Below are 20,835 nucleotides of genomic sequence, written 5' to 3'. Positions count from 1 at the left end.
CATCGTACAGGAATCCGGAAAGCGTAGATGTGCTTCCGCAGTCAAACAAGTCACCTTCTTTTCCCCAAATCAAAACATTCACACACAATTCACCACATATCCCCCGCACACTTGAATATATTTAATAACAAGCTTTATTTCCCTATGCCTGATAGCGTTCCGCTTATCATAATCACCAAGGAGGTGTCCCCATGACAGAGCCCTTATTTATCGTTTCCAAAGAGGATTGGTCACTCCACCGCAAAGGATACCAAGATCAAACTAGACATCAAGAGAAGGTCAAAGATGCTATTAAACAGAACCTTCCTGATCTGGTGACAGATGAAAGCATTGTGATGTCCAATGGTAAACAAGTCGTGAAGGTACCGATAAAAAGCTTGGACGAATACCGCTTCCGCTATAACTTCAACAAAGGTAAGCATGTTGGTCAGGGGGATGGCGACTCTCAGGTTGGCGATGTGCTCGGAACAGATCCGCAGCCTGCTCAAGGGCCTGGCAAAGGCGAAGGCGCGGGGGATCAAGCCGGTGAGGATTATTACGAAGCGGAAGTGAGCATGGAAGAGCTGCAAGCGATGTTATTTTCCGAGCTGGAGCTTCCGAATTTGCAGCAAAAAGAGAAGCGAAACATGACAACCACCGAAGTTATTTTCAACGATATACGTAAAAAAGGGATCATGTCCAACATCGATAAGAAACGGACGATCCTCGAAAATATGCGCCGTAATTCGCGAGGCAGCTCGCCGGGCATTCATCATATTTCACCAGATGATCTGCGCTTCAAAACGTGGGAAGAAATCGAGAAACCACATTCCAATGCGCTTATTATTGCAATGATGGATACCTCCGGAAGTATGGGCTCCTTCGAGAAATACATAGCTCGCAGCTTCTTTTTCTGGATGACCCGCTTCTTGCGCACGAAATATGAGAACGTTGAAATTGTGTTCATCGCGCACCATACGGAGGCAAAAGAGGTTACGGAGGAAGAGTTTTTCACAAAAGGAGAGAGCGGAGGGACGATCTGCTCCTCAGCCTACCAGACCGCTATTGATATTATTGATAAAAGGTACCCCCCTTCCCAGTTCAATATTTATCCCTTCCATTTCTCAGACGGCGATAATTTAACCTCGGATAACGAGCGCTGTGTGAAGCTGATTACGCAATTAATGGAGCGGTCGAACATGTTTGGCTACGGGGAAGTGAATCAATATAACCGCAGTTCTACGCTGATGTCAGCCTTCCGTCATATTAACAATCCAAAATTCCTGCATTACGTCATTCGTGAAAAAGGTGAAGTGTATAAAGCTTTGAAAACCTTTTTTACCAAAAAGGAAGGAGTGCCTGCACAGTGAGTAAATCCGAAATCCAGAAGCTGGAATATGCCATTGATGAAATTACGGAGATCGCGAAAGGCTTTGGGCTCGACTTCTTTCCGATGCGGTACGAAATCTGTCCGGCAGAAATCATCTACACCTTCGGTGCGTATGGCATGCCAACACGTTATAGTCACTGGAGCTTTGGCAAAAACTTCCATAGAATGAAGACGCAGTATGACTTTGGACTTAGTAAAATTTACGAATTGGTCATCAATTCGGACCCTTGTTATGCCTTCCTTTTGGACGGAAATTCTCTGATTCAAAACAAACTGATCGTCGCGCACGTGCTCGCGCATTGCGACTTTTTCAAAAATAACGCACGTTTCTCCAAAACGAATCGCAATATGGTCGAGAGCATGTCCGCCACAGCCGAACGCATCCGCCAATACGAAATTGAGCATGGGATCGATGAGGTGGAACAATTCATAGATGCTGTACTCGCCATCCAAGAGCACATTGATCCTGTACTAACACTAACGTATGGCCAAACTCGCAAACGCCAAGAAAATAACAAAGCGGCAACACCAGCGGTTCGAGGCGAAGCCACATACGGTTATGAGGATTTGTGGGACTTAGATAGCCGAAATAAACCCATTGTTTCACTGGATAAAGAAGATACGAAGCGTTTTCCGCCGAAGCCGGAGAAGGACCTCCTTCTTTTTATAGAGGAAAATGCCCCTTATATGGAAGAATGGCAACGCGATATCTTGACCATGCTGCGCGATGAAATGCTCTACTTCTGGCCGCAACTCGAAACCAAAATCATGAACGAAGGCTGGGCTTCGTACTGGCATCAACATATCCTGCGAGAAATGGATCTGACCGAGGAAGAAACGATCGAGTACTCCAAGCTGAACTCCTCCGTCGTCGTTCCCTCTCGCCATTCTTTGAATCCTTATTATCTGGGTGTCAAAATATTTGAGGATATCGAGAAGCACTGGGATGCGCCGACGGATGAGGAAATCCGCAGATTCGGGCGGACGCCTGGGCAAGGCAGGAAGAAGATCTTCGAAGTACGCGAATACGAGTCCGATACCTCGTTCATCCGCAACTATTTGAATAAAAACCTGGTCGAAGAATTAGACCTCTACGTGTTTGAGAAGAAAGGGCCTGAGTGGAAAATTACCGATAAAACGTGGGAAAATACGCGGGATCAGCTTATTTACTCCAGGGTGAACGGAGGTTTCCCCTACATCGTCGTCGAGGATGGGGACTATCAGCGCAATGGAGAATTGTATTTGAGGCATGCCTTTGAAGGCGTGGAACTGGATCTGAAATATGTGGAGCGCACACTGCCGTACATTTATAAGCTGTGGGGTAAGACCATTCACATGCATACAGTTGTGGAGGATAAGCCGGTATTGTTCAGTTTTGATGGGAAGAAGCATCATCGGCGGTTTTTGTGAGCGTGCATAGTATTTAGTAGTGTGAATGTGAATAAAACATAAAAAAATAAGCTGAGACCTAATTTGAAACGGTCTCAGCTTATTTTTATTTCAACGTATGGTTAAGATAGGATTCCTTTGAAATGACATAGGACTTAGCGAGATAATCGTGCAGCGCTTTCTTCTTCTTGTTAAATACGATAAAAAGAGCATCTACGATTATCAGAAAACTTAGAAATAGATATATCGGATTTTTTTGACTATTCTCGCTTACAATATGTACTAAGTCTTTTATATTCTCAGGTAAATCGGGTTTCCCTAGAATTTGACTGGTTAAAAACAAGGACACGAGTAAAGGCATCATGCTTATGGCATATCTGATGAGTGAATAAGTAACTGAAAGATAATGAATCTCTTTGTTAACTATTCTAGCCCTTAATAATAATCGTCCGGGAGTTCCACCAAATTTTACTGTAAAGATAATATATATCACATATGTGATCAGATAATGCATCACCAGAGGGATGATCATCTTATACTCAAAAGATAACGAAACAGCGTAACGGTATAGTAAAATGAGTGGAGAAAAAATTATATAGTCAATAATATGAATCCCTACCCTATGAAATACACCAACATATTTCATGGGTTCGGTCTCAACATTTCCATGTTCTAACTCCTCTTTCAAAAGAGTACCCCTCCAATACTTCAACAGCAACTTAAAATCAATTGAATAAACCTATTATTATTGGTATCCAGAATAACACGCCAACGACAAGTAGAACCCACTGTCGATTAGTGAACTTATCCCTCACCACACGTTGAGGTTGTTCCTTTTTCCAGTATGCATTCAAAGCAAATTGAGCATGAGCGAGTGGGATGATGGATAGAAATCCTAAAAACCAATACAAATTTGGTAATCTATAAAGTGCATTCAGAACATAGAATGCAATCATAAAAATGATTGGATACATCTTGATATGAATTCCACTTTCATTCAATAGTTTCTTAATTCGCTTGAACAAATCAGCCACAATAATAAAACCAATAATAGGAATGAAAGAAAATACTGTTCTGTAAACGTAGCTTAATTCCCATCCATGATATTTCTGCAATTGTTTCCATGTCTTGTAAAACCAAACAAATTGATAGAACCCAGTCGTGACTATAGTCAACACGATCAAATGCCATAAGGGTTGAATATTGGAGTAATTGAAGTCAATTTTACTTTCTAATGTACGCTCCCCAACTTGAACGTCTGTCAAATAATTTCCGCCTTCCACTTTTTGCTGTAAATTTATTTATCCTAATACTTCCATGCACACCACTAGTTACCCTGCACAACAATCTCATTGAAAACCTCTTTCTTACTCGTCACATTTAAATGCACGATATTAAGGCGATCAATTTAGTGAGAAAGCCCAACCCGTGGCGGGTTGGGCTTTTGTTTGTGATGCGTATCGATGTCCCCTTATTATGGCACTATCCAAACTCTTACGGAACTACAGTGTGCTATTTACATGAAATCAGGCTTTTTAGCAAGGAAACGGAACGTAGATACGCTATTTGCGCAATTTGTACGGAAAAACGAGTATTTTTCGCCAAATAGCGCCCTCTCGTTCCCTTTCGCCTCCTAAAGTCGGCTTTAAGGGACAAATAAGGGATCTACGTTCCGTTTCGGCCAAGGTAAGCTAGGAACGAATCGTTGGCAATACGCTCGAGTCTTTCGTTCAGGAACATGAGCCTACTCCCACTTAAACGTGAAAGTAGCCACGATGAACGACACAACCAGCCAGATGGCCAGCATCAGCCCTTCCTGCCACAGCTCACCGATGCCCGCACCCACATTCATAACCTGCCGAAGGGCGGTACTGAGCTGGGTAATCGGAATCGATTTCACGATCGGCTGCAAGAACTCCGGCATGCTGGATACGGAGAAGAACACGCCGCCCAAGAACATAAGCGGGAACGAAATCAGCCCGGAAATCGGCCCGGCACTCTCTGGGGTTTTGGCCACACCGGCGATGATAAAACCGATGGACATGAACGTCAGGGTACCCATGACGATAAACAGCAGAAGCAGCCACCACGAGCCGTTTACCTGCGTCCCGAAAATCAAGGCGCCTACAAGCAATACGATCAAGGCTTGTGCCGTGTTCATCACAAGGCGCGCGGTAATCTGCGCAGCGATGAACGTTGAGGCCTTTAGCGGAGTACTCTGCATCCGTCGCAACACACCACGCTCACGCCAGGAAGCAATTTGCCCCGAGACGCCGTTTAAGTTGTTGGTCATGATCATCATCGCCAAGATCCCTGGAACAAGGAAATCGATGTAGCGAAGCTGCAAAGCTTGCACGCCAACGGGCTCTATTTTAACAATCGGAATGTAGTTAGAAATTTGCTTGGATACACCATCCGCCACCTGCCCGACCGTTTGCAATCCGATCTGCGCACTCTGCTGGTTCGTCTGATCATAATAAACCTGCAAGAAGCTTGCCTTGGTGCTATCCGCTCCTTTCAGCGCTACCGCCTGCCCGTAGTTCTTCTGAATAATCACAACGAGCTTCTGATCCCCATGCTTCAGCTGCTCCAGAGACGCATCCATGTCATCGGAGGGCTTTAGCTTCAGAATGCTATTGGTTTGAAGTGCCTCCACCATGATCCTCGATTCCGCACTTTGATCCTGGTCAATGACAACGCCGTCAATAATGATATCATTTCCCTTTCCTAGAAAGGAGCCGAGCATAATCATAAAGAATAACGGCATGAATAAGGTGAATACGAGCACTTGTCGATTACGCACAAAAAAACGAAGCTGGCTTAACGTCAATTGGATATAAGCATTCATTCTTCTTTCAAGCTCCTTCCGGTCATGGAAATAAACACATCTTCCAGCGTAGCCGTTCGTGTCTGCAAGTCTGCCAATTGCCACCGACCATCTGCGCTCTTCTCAATGAGGTCGATCAGCGATTCCTGAAGTTTATCTGTGTATAGAACAAATACGTCCTTCCGCACGTCAATCCCCTTTACTTCACGAACTTCCCGAAGCTCTTCAAGGACGGTTACCTTATCATCTTCCGCCAAGTCTTGCAGTCTGAACTCAATCGCGCTATCGGATTGCAAGCTGCTCACTAGATTACGAGGCGTATCCAAGGCAACAACTTTGCCTTGATCCATTAAACAAATACGATCGCAAAGCACATGCGCTTCTTCCATATAATGGGTAGACAGCACAATCGTTTTGCCTCGCTCTTTCAGCTTCAATATAATCTCCCAGAGTGTTCGTCTTGCCGTTGGATCTAGCCCCGTTGTGGGCTCATCCAAGAAAATAACTTTAGGATCATTAAGAAGCGCAAGACCGATCGCAAGCCTCTGCTTTTGCCCGCCAGATAGATGCTTGACGCGGCCGTTTCTTTTATCTACTAACGTCATATCTTCTAGTAGCGGCCCGATAGGAACTGAGCTCGGATAGAAGCTGGCATACATCCTCATAATTTCCTCAACCGTCAACAGTTCGAATAAGGACGTCGACTGCAGCTGAACACCGATGACTTCTTTGACCTTACCTAAATCCTTCTGCGTATCAAATCCAGCCACAATAGCACGACCGCCGTCAGGCTTCCGCAGCCCTTCAATCATTTCCATCGTTGTCGTTTTCCCGGCACCATTAGGACCGAGCAAGCCGAATACCTCGCCTTGATAGACCTGAAAATTAACACCTCGCACTGCCTGGAAGGATCCATAATTTTTAATTAAACCATCCGCTTCAATAACAATGTGTGAAGACTCCATACTACTAGCCCCCTCCGCTTCCAATTTTTGCTTAACTCACCCTATCATACAAAATAAACGGCTACGCCGTCCATCAAAGGACGGGAGTGTTTATGGAGAAATATAGCCAACTTATTAGGTGAAACATATAATTTCTTATATTTTAACAAATGAACCCACAGTTACACCTTCTCAAGGAGGAGCTCTCCCAGCTAGCACTCTCTCACATTTTTACTGACAGAACTAGTGGAATTCCGACAACGCCAATCGACGAACTTATTGAGAAAGATATGATAATCTTAATATCTACTTAATAAAACTCAGAAGGAGATGTGTTGAAGTGAGAATGAATATTTTATTTAATAAGAAGCCGATTTCCGTTAATTTCGTCGGCACGGATCATAAGTTAATTCCTTCCTTGATCAACGCACTTCGCCATAACAAATTCACCACCATGAATTTAGTTAATTCGTTAGAGCGTGTAGATTTATTTAGCTCGGAAGCGATTTTATATGCCAAAGATGGAAATAAAGCACGTATACCTATTTTTTGATTCAAGTCGCTACATAGATGCTTGTTGACCAACGCCTACGAATGGTAGATTCCTTCGTAAGCGTTTTTTTTCGTAGATAAATTGGCATATTCCTCCTATTCTTTTCATAGACTAATAGAAATAAGACCACAACAGCTGGGATGGAGAGCTCTATGAACGTTATCCGCCTTTTCAAAGATCATGCTGCTCAGCTACTAATCTATCTACTCATCATGTTAACTAGCTTTGTATGGACCTTAATTTGGGGTCTTCACACGACTTCTCACCCGCCTCCACTAGCGACGGCCGCGTACAGCATCCAACCTGCAACGAATGGTGTTCTTCTTCACGTTATCCAAACCTCACCTGACAACATAGGACTCAAAGCGATAAAAAACAATGTGACCGACCTACAGGACAATGGGATTAATGGCGGTTTTTTCTGGCAGGGTTATTTGCTGAGCATCGCTGTGACCAATGATCAGCCTGTAAAGGGGCAACCTGGCGATTACGGCTCTGGCTGGTACAATACGGATCGGAAACGAGGAACGCTGGTGTGGGATGAAAAGGCACAAACCTTTACAGTCCAAGTGGTTGAAAATGCGAGCGAGCTGAAGGTGATGGACCGCACGCGTTATTGGGCGCAGGGCGGTGTGAGCATGGGTCTTACGAACCCATTCGGCTGGGCCGAGCAAGCGATCTCAGAAGAAATGCCCGTGATTAATGAGAAGCGTATGCGTTCAGGTATCGTGTATGATCGATTCAACAACGTGTATCTGGTTGTAGCACCAACACCATGTACAGGCGAAGAGTTCCGTACAGCGGTACAGGAGCAAGTAGGGGAGAAACAACTGGTCGACGGACTTTTCCTCGACGGAGACGGCTCCTCCCAGCTGAAAGTTGCGAACTTCTTACTGCCAGGCGATCACCGCGAGGTCTATCAGATGATTACTTTGAAATAAGCGGAGGGAGGTGAAACCTTCCCACGCAACAAAAAGAGGAAACCCCGCGAAAGCGGGCGTTTCCTCTTTGCTAATCACTTAGAACGTTACGTTATCCGGATCCGGACCGATACGCTTGTTAACATTCATCGCATCAACTAAAGCCATATCCTCCGCACTCAACTCAAAATCGAAAATATCCGCATTCTCACGAATACGATGCTCGGTCACAGACTTCGGAATCGTCACGACGCCATGCTGAATGTCCCAACGCAGCACAATTTGCGCTGCTGATTTGCCGTATTTAGCCGCGAGCTGCGCCAATTCAGGCTGATTCAGCTTACCCTGCATAAGCGGGCTCCACGCTTCTAATTGAATGCCTCGTTCACGTGTGAACGTGAGCAGCTCCTTTTGCGAAAGCTCCGGATGATACTCCACTTGATTAACCGCAGGAATCACACCAGTATCTTCGATCACGTGCTCCAAATGAGAGATTTGAAAATTACTCACGCCGATCGCACGAACATGCCCCTCTTTGTAGAGGTGAACCAGCGCTTTCCAGGTTTCTCTATACGTCGCGGACACAGCCCAGTGCACCAAGTAAAGATCAATCGTCTCCAAACCAAGTCGCTTGCGGCTTGCTTCGAACGCTTGCAAGGTAGACTCGTAGCCTTGATCCGCATTCCACACCTTCGTCGTGACGAAAATCTCTTCACGCGGCACGCCACTTTGGCGCAAACCTTGACCAACGCCTTCTTCGTTGCGATAGACAGCTGCCGTATCAATGCTTCGATAGCCTAATTGCAAAGCGGTTTGAACCGCTCCGATAACCTCTTGACCTTCTTTGCTTTTATAAACACCGAGCCCCAGCCAAGGCATATGTACACCGTTGTTGAGCGTAACTCCAGCTGTTAATGCTTGATTCGCCTGCGTAGACATTGTCAATAACCTCCATCGGAATAAGATTAGAATGAGCGCATCTTTACCGTGTAGCTCTTATTAATCATACCACCCAAGTCGGGTTATTCCAAAATCTACGTTAGAAGGAGGCAGGAAGGTGGAAACGACTAAAGAGCTGAAGGCGAACAGACTGAAGAGCTGAAGGCGAACAGATTGAAGAGCTGAAGGCGAACAGATTGAAGAGCTGAAGGCGAACAGATTGAAGAGCTGAAGGCGAACAGACTGAAGACCTGAAGGCCAAATCTAGCTAGTTTTGATGGGCATGAATTAAATCCATTTTCAGTTGCCACAAGGCGGTGCTCAAATTGACACGATACACCTCGGGATTCAGCATCCGCAGATATTGCGGCCAAACGGTTTGCATTTGCTGTGCGTGATAGTCACGAATGCCTTCCAAGGTTGGCAGCTCATAAACCAACTTGCCGTCTTCGAAAATCGGTTTCAACAGCGGAATCGCCTCATAATCCTCGATATATTTGAACAGGTACGGATGGATGGGGTCGAATAGCTTAATTCGCTGCCCCCCCCGAATATCCACTTCGTCCTGCAAAGCCAAGTAATCAGCTTCCGCTTTGCCGGTTTTCAAGTTCATAATCCGGTAAGCTTCCTTGAAGCCCGGATTCGTCACCTTCTCCGGGTTGCCCGAAATCTTAATGACCGGCACGAACGCGCCGTCCTTCTCCCGGGCAACAAGCTTATACACGCCGCCCAGCGCAGGCTGGTCGGCCGCTGTAATCAGCTGGGTGCCAATGCCCCAGCTGTCGATCTTAGCCCCCTGGGCTTTCAGCCCGGCGATGATGTGCTCATCCAAGTCATTGGATGCCACAATCTTCACCTCCGGAAAGCCCGCTTCATCCAGCATGCGCCGCGCCTGCTGGGACAAGTACGCCAAGTCGCCGCTGTCGAGGCGAATGGCGTTCAAGCGCTTGCCGCGGCTCGCGAGCAGCCGCGCCGTAGCAATGGCGTTCGGCACGCCGCTGCGCAGCGTGTCGTAGGTGTCCACGAGCAGCGTGACCTGCTCGGGCAGGGCCTCGGCATACGCACGGAAGGCTTCCTCTTCCGTGTCGTGGGCCTGCACCCACGCGTGCGCGTGCGTGCCCTTGGTCGGGATGCCGAACAGCATTCCGGCTCTTAGGTTCGATGTCGCGTGGAACCCCGCGATATAGGCGGCTCTTGCGCCCCAGACCGCGGCGTCAGCCTCTTGGGCGCGGCGGGTGCCGAACTCCATCAGCACATCGTGCGGAGCAACGCCTTTCATACGCGAGGCTTTGGTCGCGATGAGCGTCTGGAAGTTCACGAAGTTGAGAATCGCCGTCTCTACGAGCTGCGCCTCAATAATACTGCCGATAACGCGAACCAGCGGCACATTCGGGAAGACAAGCGTTCCCTCAGGGATGGCTTGTATATCGCCTTTGAACGTAAACGCACGAAGCGCATCGAGGAATTCTTCCCGATAGTTCTCTTCTTGTTCACGCAAATATGCGATTTCCTCTTCACCGAAATGTAAGCTTTGCACATAATGAATCACCCGCTCCAGCCCAGCGAAGACGGCATATCCCCCATTAAAAGGCAGCTTGCGAAAATACACCTCGAACACAGCTCGCTCCGTATGTGTCCCTTGTAACCAGTGGGCGTACATCATGTTAATTTGGTATTTATCCGTGTGGAGCGTTAAGTTATTCATCGCGTCCATTGCATGCCATTTCATCGGATTCATCCTTTCCATCGCGCATTCGTTCATCCAATACCTCGTTCGTTAATTTTTCCAATTCCGAACAACCTTAGCCCCTAGTGTATGTTCAAAATGTCTCAACGCCCAATCATGACCTTGCGCATCAAAGCTGGCAACCGCATCCGCATGAATGATGAGGGAGAAACCTTTATTATACGCATCCACCGCCGTATGTAAGACACAAATATCTGTACATACGCCTGCTAGATGCAACTCCTGAATGCCTCTCGTTCTAAGCTTCAGCTCAAGATCTGTCCCGCTGAAAGCACTATATCGTGTTTTGTCCATCCAATAGATCGATTCCTTTCGATCCTCATACACATCTCTTAGGCGACCATAGAGCTCTCGCCCCTCCGTATCACGTATATTGTGAGGTGGGAACAAATCCGTCTCAGGATGGTAGGGATCCCCTGCCTCATGTAAATCAATGGCCATCACAACAAAATCCTGCTGATCAACAAAGCTATTAGTTAGCTCACACATCCGAGCTTCAATAGCGACCGCTGGATCCCCGCAGGGCAGCTTTCCAACGACGAAATCCACTGTGTAATCAATGAGAATCAAAGCTTTCATATTCACCACTCCTTATATTGTATATGTAATATTATTACAACGACTTTATCACGAAGTAAAAGAAAAGCCTAACTGTAAATGACAGCTGAGGCACGGATTGGAAAGCTGATGCCTTCACTCCATATTGTCATTTCGATAATTTCATTATGACATAATGAAATCCATTTTTCAACATGCACTCGCGATATTATTGCGAATCTGGATACAGATTGGCGTAATTAATAAGAATCGTCATAAACCCAAGTGCTATGAATGAGAAAAACGCCAGAAATGAAAGATGAAATACATTAGGAAATACGATAAAAATGGCGCCAGTGGCCACACAAACCCAGTTCTGCCACATATGCTTCCCTGATTTCCCCAAAGCTAGCATCGAGCTAACGAATTGTAGACTTCCGAACAGTGCACAGGTGTATAGCGCATTGGTTACATCTCCAAACCCAAACACCCAAGGAGTCATCAAGAACCAGAGTCCCATGAGAGCCGACAAACTATTTTTGAGATACATACCGTTCACACCTCCTAAAAGCGGGATGTTACAGTATATGCAAACGCTTACAGTAATGTGTGCAAGAAAAGCCCGATCCCAACCACTGCTGCGAGTATGCAACACTTTAAGCCCCTTTACGGGCCTTATTGACGCGCACGCACCTCGAGATCACGCCTTTAACGCCCAATATGGGCGTTAAAGTTGGGGATCTGGCCAGATGCTGCGAGTATGCAGCACTTTAAGGCCCTTTTCAGGCCTTATTGGTGCGCACGCGCCTCGGGATCTTCCCCTTTACGCCCAAAAAGGGCGCTAAAACCTTGAAATCTCGCTAGACGCTGTGGAATGTGCAGCACTTTAAAGCCCTTTTCGACTAGTCCCTCACCGTATCGCCACTACCTCTTACAAATCAGTCGAATTGTTCGTACATAAAAAAGGTTGGTTAGTCTAACGACCAACCAACCTTTCATATTATATTTCCCACTTATTGCTCGATATGAAGTCCTGTCGAAACTGATGTCACATCGGCTTTAAGAATATCCGTTACGAATTTAACAGGTACATAAAGAGAATCGTTCAGAATAACCGGAACCACTCCTAGCGCAACTGGCGCCATTTTGGCAAAGAAATAGCTGTCTTTCCCCACGCTTACACTCGTCCACTGCGCACCCTTCGTCAGCTCAGCAGCATACGTATCTTGATTCCATTTCACCGTGTAGCCAAGTGCTTCCGCTACTTTACGGAATGGAACGAGTGAAAGTCCGTCCGCATTCACGACAACATCGCTCGTTACTAGATCCACTGTCACCTTATCGGAACCAGGCAGTGGAGCAGGATTTGGCTTGATGGTCATATTTTCAGGCAAGCTGAAACGGAATTCTGGGCTGCCAGATGAACCGGGAGCAATCGAATATTTCGGGAACACAACAACCGCTTCCCCTTTTTCTACATAAAAGCCTTGTTCTGCACTAATTCCTTTAAATTGATCCTTAAAGAAATTTAGTGGGTTCTCATTTATTTTGGCAGTAACACCTGCATCGATCGTTGCCTTGTAGTCCGCACCAAGCAGATCCTGCAGCGTTACACGCTGAGCTGCTGCTGCATTCAGCACATTATACGTATCCACTCTTGGCATGCCCGTACCGCCTGTAGAACCATATGTTGTAACTTCAAGTGAGACAACTCCTGCTGGGTTTCCTGTGCCATCGGATTTCAGTTCATACGTGATCGTAAGCCCGTAAGGACGATACGTATATCCATTCTCTTTGGCTGCTGCTGAAGCCTCTGTAGCCTCCTTTTCCCAAACTACTACATCTTTGTTAGCATGCGAGAGGATAATGTCATTCAGCTCGGCTTGATATTTCGTATCGACCATACCTGTCAACTGAGGCACTTTGATGTTGGTCGTAAGATCTGTACTTTTGGAAGTAAGCACCACTTCTTTAATAACAACTGGGACTGATGATGCAGTTGCAGAAATAGCTGCTACGGTATCTGCTGAAGCAACGCCTGCTGCTGGCAATACAGAAGCACTCACACCTACAAGCATCGCACAACCAACAACACCAATTTTTAACATGTTCCACGGATTTTTTTTCATTTCTGATTCGCTCCTTCTGAGTTATCGTGATCTTCTCTCTCTTGTTCTAACCTTCACGATAACTAGACGCACCAGGGTTCGAAAAAGTCTGACCGCTAAAATTTTTTTCATAAAGTTCTTCTCATGAAAGACGGAAAGTACCCACCACTTGATTCAGATCGGTGGCAATCACGGCAAGATTCTTGGCTGATGCTGTAATCTCTTCAGCAGATGCCAGCTGTTCTTCGGTTACTGCTGCGACGGACTGCGCTGTGCCTGACGTTTGCTGTGCAACGAAGCCTACTTGGGCAACTGTAGCTGCCACTTCTTCGGAGCTCGCTGCCATCTGCTGCGCTGCAGCTGCTGTTTCTTGAATCTTACTCGCCACTTCTTGCGAAGCATGTACGATTTGACCGAAGGCTTTCTCGGCAATGCCTACCTCATGAAGTCCTTCTTGTACCTCAGTCCGTCCATTGTTCATGACACCTACAGCACGTGCTGAATCTCTTTGTATCGAAGTAATGAGCTCTGAGATCTCACGAACCGAATCATCGGTTTGCGATGACAATTTACGAACCTCTCCAGCTACAACGGCAAAGCCTTTACCGCTTTCGCCCGCACGTGCAGCTTCAATTGCTGCATTCAATGCAAGCAAATTCGTTTGCGAGGCTATATTTCCTATTAGCGTTGTGATTTGACCGATGCTCTGTGAATGTCTTTCTAGCTCTTGAATCACCTGATTGGCTGCATCAACCGATGTGCTTACAGCCTGCATTTTATGAACTACACGTCCCATTGCATGGGTGCCTTGCTCGGCGATGTTCGCAGCCGATATAGATAATTCTGAAACATCTGCTGTAGTTTCCGCAATACGCGAGATCCCGGCCGCCATTTCTTCCATAGCTCGACCGCACTCAACAGAGCTTTGAGCTTGTGCATCTGCCCCATTCGCGAAATCCTGGACGGAGACCGCGACATGCTGCGAAGCCGATGTGTTCTGCTCGGAGCTGGCGAAGAGCTGCTGTGATGAAGCTGCGACACTGTTAGAGGCTTGCTGCATTTGCTCCACAGAATGACGCAAGTGATGAACCATTTGATTGACTGCTCCAACAAGCAGCCCAATCTCATCTTTATTTTTGACAATAATAGGCTCAACAGTTAGATCACCATTCGCAATCCGATTCAAGGCAAGGGAGGCTGTACGAACAGGAACGGAAATAACTCTTACAAGGATATAACAGGCGGCGATCATGAATAGGATGATGACGGAGAGCACGGTTACCGCGATCGTGACACTTTCTTTGTACACTTCCTCACTGTCTCGCTCTGCTTGAAGTCCTCCATTTTGGTTGTAGACTACCATGCTTGCCATCGTATTTTGCGCCTTCGTAAAAGCTTCCGTCATTGCCGCTAGGCTATCTTGTGCTGCTTTACTTGTTGGATCAGCAGTATGTTTGGCATTCTCTAGAAAAGATGCTTTAAACCCTTCCCAATTCTTTGTGAGCTCTTGATATTGCGCAGCATCATCTTCATTTGCAAGTGTTTCCTTATATTTTCCTAACAAATTGTCGATTTGTGTAATTGTTGCCGCGATTTCTTTGTCTAAAGGCTCATGCTTTTTCGCATCAGGCTCTAGCTTTTTCCCTCTATAAACGGTTAGCAAATGCTCGGAGTTAAAATGTATCTCTTCAATAATTTGAATCCCCAGCATCCAATTCTCAACGAGCTTCTTATTGCTATCTTTAAGTGCGCCCATACGGCTCAGATCCGTCCAGCTTAATCCCCCAATCATCAGTAGAATAATCGTAAATACCATAATTAATTTTGTACGTACGGTAAATTGCATTTCTTAAATCCCCCTATACAATGTATGATTATTGAAGACTTGGTGTATACCCCTTTCATCTGTTGGATATATCATAGAAGGAATTCATTAAATTTGTTCTGTTCTAAACATGTTTAAACTATGAGGTTTTTTAACAATTACAATGCTTCAGGAGGCTGTTCATGTCATCATCCTTGCGCTTTAAACTGATTGCCTGGCTTGTTCTTATCACCTCCATCTCCCTTGCCGTCGTAGGGATAACCAACTATACACTCTCAAGAAATAAGCTGTTACAGCAAATCAACGAGCAATCGACGACCTCAGTCTCGAACTCTGCTCGCAACTTGTATGATTTCTTGTCCATTCGTTTGGCTGAAGTGGAGCTCATCAGTCGGGTAAGTATTATGAAACAGGGAACCCAAGCCGAACGCCTGGATTTCCTCACGCATGAATTACAAACCGATGAGAATCGCTATCATGCTATGGCTATTGGAGATTTGGCAGGTAACCTTCAATTCACATCAGGTACGACGATCTCCATATCGGATGAGCTCCGGTTCAAGCAAGCATTGCAAGGGAATACCTATATTTCCGAACCCCATTTTAGCAAAATGAATGGCATCTACGTCATCTCGATTACAGCCCCTATCTTTGATGATCAACATAAAGTCGTTAGCATCATTGATGTTTCTCTCAAAGCTGCCCCTGTGTTTGAAGAACATTTACTTGCTCCGCTGACAAATGGTGAGCTGCTGATCGTGAATCGAAACGGCCTCACCCTATATGCTTCTGACGCACCTACAATTCTCAAACTGAACATTTTCGCTGAATATCCTGAGCTTGGACCTGCTTTTAATAAGGCCTTACAAGAGGGGAGCGGTTTTCTTGACGAATCCTTTCTCAGCGGTCACAAGACGAGATGGTTCTACGCACGCATCCCGCAGTTAAATTGGTTCCTTACCTATTCCATGCCGATCACTGCGATTGAAGCCCCTACGAGTCCGCTGCTTTGGTCGACAATAGGCATCATTGTGATGACAGCGCTTATTATTTTTGTCCTGATTTACCTCACTATGAACAACCTGATTATCAAAAGGATCAAGCAAATCCTTCAAGTGACCGAGGCGGTCGCTGCCGGTGATTTCCACACGAAGCCCATCGTGTTTTCCAGCAAAGATGAACTAGGTGCTCTTGCCCTTTCTGTTAATGGCATGATAGCGAATATACGCGATCTCTTCGAGCCGTTTGAAGCTTTTATTCGACATAATCAATATGCCATGATCGTCATGGATCCGAATTTTCAAATTAACCATCTCAATAGCAGAGCTACCCAGATGCTTGGATATCAGCTGGCGGATGTACAAAAAATTGCTTCTCCGATCATCTGGTTGGATCAGAATCAACTTAACGAAAGAGCAGCGCAGTATTCCGCAGAGCTGGGAGAGACGATTCCTGCTGACTGTACAACACTGGTGATTCGTTCCTTGCGTCACCTGAAAGAGGATTCCGAGTGGATCTGGTATCACCAAGACGGTACTCGCATCTATGTACAAGCCAGTGTTAGCTGCATCACACACCCCAACGGGGATTTAAAAGGATACGTCCTCATTGCTCGCGATATCAGTGATATTAAGGAAAGTAATGAGACCAAGGATCGACTGCTCACCATTGTGGAGAGCGCACGGGATGCCATCCTCACCTTTGATCAGGCTGGGTATATTTTCTATATCAATCCTGCTGGCATTCATTCGTTGGGGTTGGACGACACGGATTATGTACGTACGCATTTCCATGAGATTGTTGAAATTCTGAATGACATTAATTTCGAGGCAGGTCTTCAAACGGCTATCCGAGATGGCTTCTGGGAATTTGAAGCAGAGGTCATGACGAAGAAACAACGTCGCAATATGGTTTCTTTTATCATTGTCCCTCACGTCCCTCTCGATAATGGGGAACTGTATTTCTCGGCGATTACGAGAGATATCACGGAGCAAGTCCACGCCAAGGAAGAGCTGATTCTGGCTAAACAGGAAGCAGATGAGGCCAATTTGGCCAAAGGTGTATTCCTTGCACGGATGAGCCACGAAATAAGAACGCCTCTCAATGGGATCGTGGGACTTTCTCATTTGCTAGAGAAAACGGCTATGACGGAATTGCAGAAGGACTATATACGCAAAATCTCGCGTTCCTCCCTCTCGCTTTCACATATTATTAACGACATTCTGGACTTTTCTAAGCTGGAAGTAGATAAGCTGGTGATTGAACATCACCCTTTTCAATTGGATGAAACGATTGATCGCGTATGTGAAACACTTAGCGTGCTGCTGGGTCATAAGCCGGTAGATTTCATTTGCGACATCCCTGAACATGTGCCTATCGGACTTATCGGAGACTCCTTGCGACTCTATCAGGTGCTCCTGAACTTATCCAGCAATGCGATTAAATTCACCGAGCAAGGAACGGTCACGCTTCGTGTTCAAGTTGACCAACTGAGAGAGAATGAGGTTACTCTCAGCTTCCGTATCGCAGATACGGGAATTGGCATGGATGAGAAGCAGCTCGCCAATTTGTTTCAACCCTTCGTCCAAGGTGATGAAGTGACTAGCCGCAAATATGGGGGAACCGGTCTCGGGCTTGTCATCTCCAAAAACATTATCGAAAATATGGGCGGCTCTATCTCTGTATCCAGTACGCATGGTACGGGGAGTGAATTTATTGTCGTTCTTACTTTCACGCTATACCTGCCGATCAGCAAATCGTTCATTCCCTTGCCGCTTGCCTTACTCGTTGTGGAAGACCATCCTGAACTGGGTAAAGTGCTCGTTCAAAACCTTCAGTCCATGTGTACGGACGCGGCAGGCGTTTCCTCGTGGAAGGAGGCGCTTCAAGTGGTTGCGCATATCCCTTTTGACATCCTCCTGCTGGATATGGAAGCCGATGATATGTACGGGGAGGACGTGTGGCTGACCATGCTGGCAACTTGTCAAAGTCAGGGGATCAGAACCATTATCTATACCTCTTTATCCGGCAGGGATGCTCTCGAACAGCTTCCCGCAGAAGCAGCCCCAGATGCCATTCTGGTCAAACCCATTTCCCGGAGTCTGTTATACAGGACGCTAGAGTCTCTTCATGCTGAAAAGAGGATCGTTCCTGTCACATCGTCTGATGCACGTACGCCATCTAGTGAAAACGTGTCAACGTTATTCCCCTTATCCACGCCAGGTGAAGCTCCTCTTCACATTCTGATTGTGGAGGATAATGAAATTAACCAAACCGTTGCGCGCTCGCTACTGGAAAGCATGATGAACTGTCGCATCCAATTGGCCGGCAACGGCTTCGAGGCGCTGAATGATTTGGAGAATCATACGTATGATTTGATTCTGATGGATATCCACTTGCCAGAGTTGGATGGCATTGAAACGACCAAGCGTATTCGTCTTGAACCGAAATGGGCACACATTCCCATCATCGCCATTACAGCCGATTCAACACTAGACAATCGATTGGCCTGTATGGAAGCTGGCATGAGCGAAATGATTTCCAAGCCCATCATTCCCGAACGACTGCTGGGGGCCATTGAAGCTACCCTCAATCAGCGGATAGAAGTTCGGGAAGCGCCTGTTCTTGATATTGCGGAAGCGCTCAAACGAATTGGCGGAAAAACGGAGATTTACCGTGAGATGCTGCGCAAATTCCAGGAGCAAACCAGACCTCTCATGGTGCAACTGAAAGCTGCCATTGATGCTCAGGACTTGGAGCAAGCAATTCGCCTACTGCATAGCCTGCGCGGTTCTTCCAGCAACCTTTCCGCTAATCGTGTGTTTGCCGCGGCAACCGAATTGGAGGAATATGCGAAGGCACAAGAGCAGCTGCAAGAGGCGGAAAGAGATCTCCTTCGCATGAACCATCTGCTTAACTTGATTGAGGATGAGCTGCTTTCTCTTTTTCAAAAGATCCAAAAATTGCTGCTTGATTGAAAAAAACATAAATTTATGTCACTATATGCGTATACTCCTTCTTGAAGGAGTGTGTCATTTTATACGTATAGGTGGTTAATTGTTATGACTGAACATGGCGCTCCATACCGCATCTTGTTGTATTATAAATTCGTCGCTGTTGCTGATCACGAAGCATTGGCGCGAGAACATCTGGCTTATTGCAAAAAGCTTGGAGTGAAAGGACGCATTCTGATTGCTCCTGAAGGCATTAACGGCACCCTTTCTGGGACCGTAGAGCAAACGGAAGCCTACATGGCGATGATGAATCTCATGCCATTGTTTAAAGATATGGTTTACAAGATTGATGATCATGAAGGGCATGCCTTCAAGAAGCTTTTTGTCCGTCCGAAAAAGGAGCTCGTAACCTTCCGTCTTGAGGAAGATGTGAATCCGAATGAGCTAACAGGTACGCATCTGAAGCCTAAGGAATTCTATGACAAGCTCAAAAATGAAGATGTCATCGTTCTCGATGGCCGTAATCACTATGAGTATGATATCGGACATTTCCGTGGCGCCATTCGTCCTGAAGTCGAAACGACCAAAGAATTCCCAGAGTGGATTCGCAACAATCTGCAGGAGTTTAAGGACAAGCCTATCCTCACTTACTGTACTGGCGGCATCCGTTGTGAGAAGCTGTCCGGCTTCCTCATCAACGAAGGCTTCAAAGAGGTTTATCAGCTGGACGGCGGGATCGTTACCTATGGCAAAGACGAAGATGTGCAGGGTCGCCTCTTCGATGGGAAATGCTACGTGTTCGACGAGCGCATCTCTGTGCCGATCAACCGCACAGATGAAGATATCGTTGTAGGCAAATGCTACCACTGCGGAACCGCAGAGGATCGCTATATCAACTGTGCTAACGATCTGTGTCACTTGAAGCATATTTGCTGCGAAGCTTGTGAAGAGGAGCATGATAGCTTCTGTTCCAAGGAATGCGAAGAGAAAACGTTGAGCTCGCTGGAGGCTTAGGCTAACTGTTGGAAAACGCGTTGCTCAGACCAAGCTGACTTTCGCCGACCGAGTTGCTTACGAATAGATGGAGTCGTGCATATGTATAAGAGGACCTTCCTAAGTCGATTGACTTGGAAAGGTCCTCTTTGGCGAATACTCGAGCTGCTACGCGATCTGTTCCATAATCCGATCAATTAACGGGTAGACAAGCTCCTCTTCCAGCGTGAAGTGCTTCAGCAGAATGAGACACGCGGTCAACAGCTCAGAAGCCATGACATGGATGAAGTCCATGTCGATGGGCACACTCATGGCATTGACACCGTTGACGTATGACTGTACGACACTTTTGGCCAAATCATGATCCTGCTCTAATACATGCATAGACCGCGACACCGAGATGGCCATCGTCGGATGTAAATAAGTCTGCAGGCTCGGGAACAGAATTTGCTCCTCCCATTCCGAATGCTGCTCCAACTCCTCCACCAGGGATAAGATACTATCCTGAAGTTCGATCAGCCGACACATTCCAATTGAGCAATCTTCAAGGGCGTACAAAGCTGCAGCTAGCGTTCGAATGTCGGAGAGCTGCTCACGCATTTGCACATGCTCCTCCTTCAAACGCTGGGCTAGCATTCTAAATTCATTAGGATTCACATTATCTGCCCGATTCGTTTGAATGCTCAAACGGTCACTCATTCGACATCCTCCTTAACGTTCTTTAGAAACGC

The 20,835-nt window shown here is 46.4% G+C and carries 17 protein-coding genes; 6 read left to right on the top strand and 11 right to left on the bottom strand.

What is annotated here, in order from left to right; all coding sequences use genetic code 11:
• Positions 1 to 191: 191 nt before the first annotated feature.
• Together yhbH and AC58QO_RS06815 are read left to right on the top strand one after the other, a co-directional pair.
• Positions 192 to 1,349 carry a sporulation protein YhbH gene (gene yhbH / locus AC58QO_RS06820; protein ID WP_497251522.1) on the top strand — a complete coding sequence of 386 codons (1,158 nt, stop codon included), beginning with the start codon at positions 192 to 194 and terminating at the stop codon, positions 1,347 to 1,349.
• Positions 1,346 to 2,779 carry a SpoVR family protein gene (locus AC58QO_RS06815; RefSeq protein ID WP_497264550.1) on the top strand — a complete coding sequence of 478 codons (1,434 nt, stop codon included), beginning with the start codon at positions 1,346 to 1,348 and terminating at the stop codon, positions 2,777 to 2,779. Before yhbH ends, AC58QO_RS06815 begins: the two co-directional genes overlap by 4 nt.
• An 85-nt stretch (positions 2,780 to 2,864) precedes the next feature.
• Here the strand turns inward: AC58QO_RS06815 and AC58QO_RS06810 are convergent, their stop codons facing one another.
• The 4 genes from AC58QO_RS06810 to AC58QO_RS06795 all read right to left on the bottom strand — a co-directional run bounded on the left by AC58QO_RS06810 (position 2,865) and on the right by AC58QO_RS06795 (position 6,550).
• Positions 2,865 to 3,446: an RDD family protein gene (locus tag AC58QO_RS06810; RefSeq protein ID WP_497264548.1), complete on the bottom strand. Its 582-nt coding sequence runs from the start codon at positions 3,444 to 3,446 to the stop codon at positions 2,865 to 2,867.
• 37 nt (positions 3,447 to 3,483) lie between these two features.
• Positions 3,484 to 4,023, bottom strand: a complete 540-nt coding sequence (locus tag AC58QO_RS06805) for a hypothetical protein (RefSeq protein ID WP_497264547.1) — start codon at positions 4,021 to 4,023, stop codon at positions 3,484 to 3,486.
• Between the two features lie 479 nt (positions 4,024 to 4,502).
• Positions 4,503 to 5,606, bottom strand: coding sequence for an ABC transporter permease (locus AC58QO_RS06800; RefSeq protein ID WP_497264546.1), 1,104 nt, complete (start codon positions 5,604 to 5,606; stop codon positions 4,503 to 4,505).
• Positions 5,603 to 6,550, bottom strand: a complete 948-nt coding sequence (locus tag AC58QO_RS06795) for an ABC transporter ATP-binding protein (protein ID WP_497264545.1) — start codon at positions 6,548 to 6,550, stop codon at positions 5,603 to 5,605. The genes AC58QO_RS06800 and AC58QO_RS06795 overlap by 4 nt, the downstream gene beginning before the upstream one ends.
• A 319-nt stretch (positions 6,551 to 6,869) precedes the next feature.
• Between AC58QO_RS06795 and AC58QO_RS06790 the strand changes: the two genes are divergently transcribed.
• A complete protein-coding gene (locus AC58QO_RS06790; protein ID WP_173111184.1) occupies positions 6,870 to 7,082 on the top strand; it encodes a hypothetical protein in 213 nt (70 codons plus the stop codon).
• Between the two features lie 152 nt (positions 7,083 to 7,234).
• The gene (locus AC58QO_RS06785; protein ID WP_497264544.1) at positions 7,235 to 8,023 is read left to right on the top strand and encodes a hypothetical protein; all 789 of its coding nucleotides are present in this window, start codon (positions 7,235 to 7,237) and stop codon (positions 8,021 to 8,023) included.
• A 78-nt stretch (positions 8,024 to 8,101) separates the two neighbouring features.
• Here AC58QO_RS06785 and AC58QO_RS06780 read toward each other — a convergent pair whose 3' ends face one another.
• The 6 genes from AC58QO_RS06780 to AC58QO_RS06755 all read right to left on the bottom strand — a co-directional run bounded on the left by AC58QO_RS06780 (position 8,102) and on the right by AC58QO_RS06755 (position 15,179).
• Complete coding sequence (locus AC58QO_RS06780) at positions 8,102 to 8,941, bottom strand: aldo/keto reductase (protein WP_497264543.1); 840 nt, start codon at positions 8,939 to 8,941, stop codon at positions 8,102 to 8,104.
• Positions 8,942 to 9,209: 268 nt separating this feature from the next.
• A complete protein-coding gene (locus tag AC58QO_RS06775) occupies positions 9,210 to 10,655 on the bottom strand; it encodes a nicotinate phosphoribosyltransferase (RefSeq protein ID WP_497265434.1) in 1,446 nt (481 codons plus the stop codon).
• Between the two features lie 63 nt (positions 10,656 to 10,718).
• The gene (locus AC58QO_RS06770) at positions 10,719 to 11,267 is read right to left on the bottom strand and encodes a cysteine hydrolase family protein (RefSeq protein ID WP_497264542.1); all 549 of its coding nucleotides are present in this window, start codon (positions 11,265 to 11,267) and stop codon (positions 10,719 to 10,721) included.
• Positions 11,268 to 11,454: 187 nt separating this feature from the next.
• Positions 11,455 to 11,775 carry an SPW repeat domain-containing protein gene (locus AC58QO_RS06765; RefSeq protein ID WP_497264541.1) on the bottom strand — a complete coding sequence of 107 codons (321 nt, stop codon included), beginning with the start codon at positions 11,773 to 11,775 and terminating at the stop codon, positions 11,455 to 11,457.
• A 463-nt stretch (positions 11,776 to 12,238) separates the two neighbouring features.
• A complete protein-coding gene (locus AC58QO_RS06760; RefSeq protein ID WP_497264540.1) occupies positions 12,239 to 13,354 on the bottom strand; it encodes a stalk domain-containing protein in 1,116 nt (371 codons plus the stop codon).
• Positions 13,355 to 13,475: 121 nt separating this feature from the next.
• Positions 13,476 to 15,179, bottom strand: coding sequence for a methyl-accepting chemotaxis protein (locus AC58QO_RS06755; protein ID WP_497264539.1), 1,704 nt, complete (start codon positions 15,177 to 15,179; stop codon positions 13,476 to 13,478).
• A 161-nt stretch (positions 15,180 to 15,340) separates the two neighbouring features.
• Here AC58QO_RS06755 and AC58QO_RS06750 point away from each other — a divergent pair, with 161 nt between their 5' ends.
• Both AC58QO_RS06750 and trhO read left to right on the top strand, forming a co-directional pair.
• Positions 15,341 to 19,135: a response regulator gene (locus AC58QO_RS06750; RefSeq protein ID WP_497264538.1), complete on the top strand. Its 3,795-nt coding sequence runs from the start codon at positions 15,341 to 15,343 to the stop codon at positions 19,133 to 19,135.
• 84 nt (positions 19,136 to 19,219) lie between these two features.
• Entirely contained in the window at positions 19,220 to 20,125 is a 906-nt protein-coding gene (gene trhO, locus AC58QO_RS06745) for an oxygen-dependent tRNA uridine(34) hydroxylase TrhO (protein ID WP_497264537.1), read from the top strand.
• Between the two features lie 147 nt (positions 20,126 to 20,272).
• Here trhO and AC58QO_RS06740 read toward each other — a convergent pair whose 3' ends face one another.
• Positions 20,273 to 20,803, bottom strand: a complete 531-nt coding sequence (locus AC58QO_RS06740) for a hemerythrin domain-containing protein (protein WP_497264536.1) — start codon at positions 20,801 to 20,803, stop codon at positions 20,273 to 20,275.
• Positions 20,804 to 20,835: the final 32 nt, after the last annotated feature.

This window comes from Paenibacillus sp. J31R30 (genome assembly GCF_059692115.1).
Note: the sequence above shows the minus strand (reverse complement) of the source record. Positions and strands in the feature narration are given on the sequence as shown.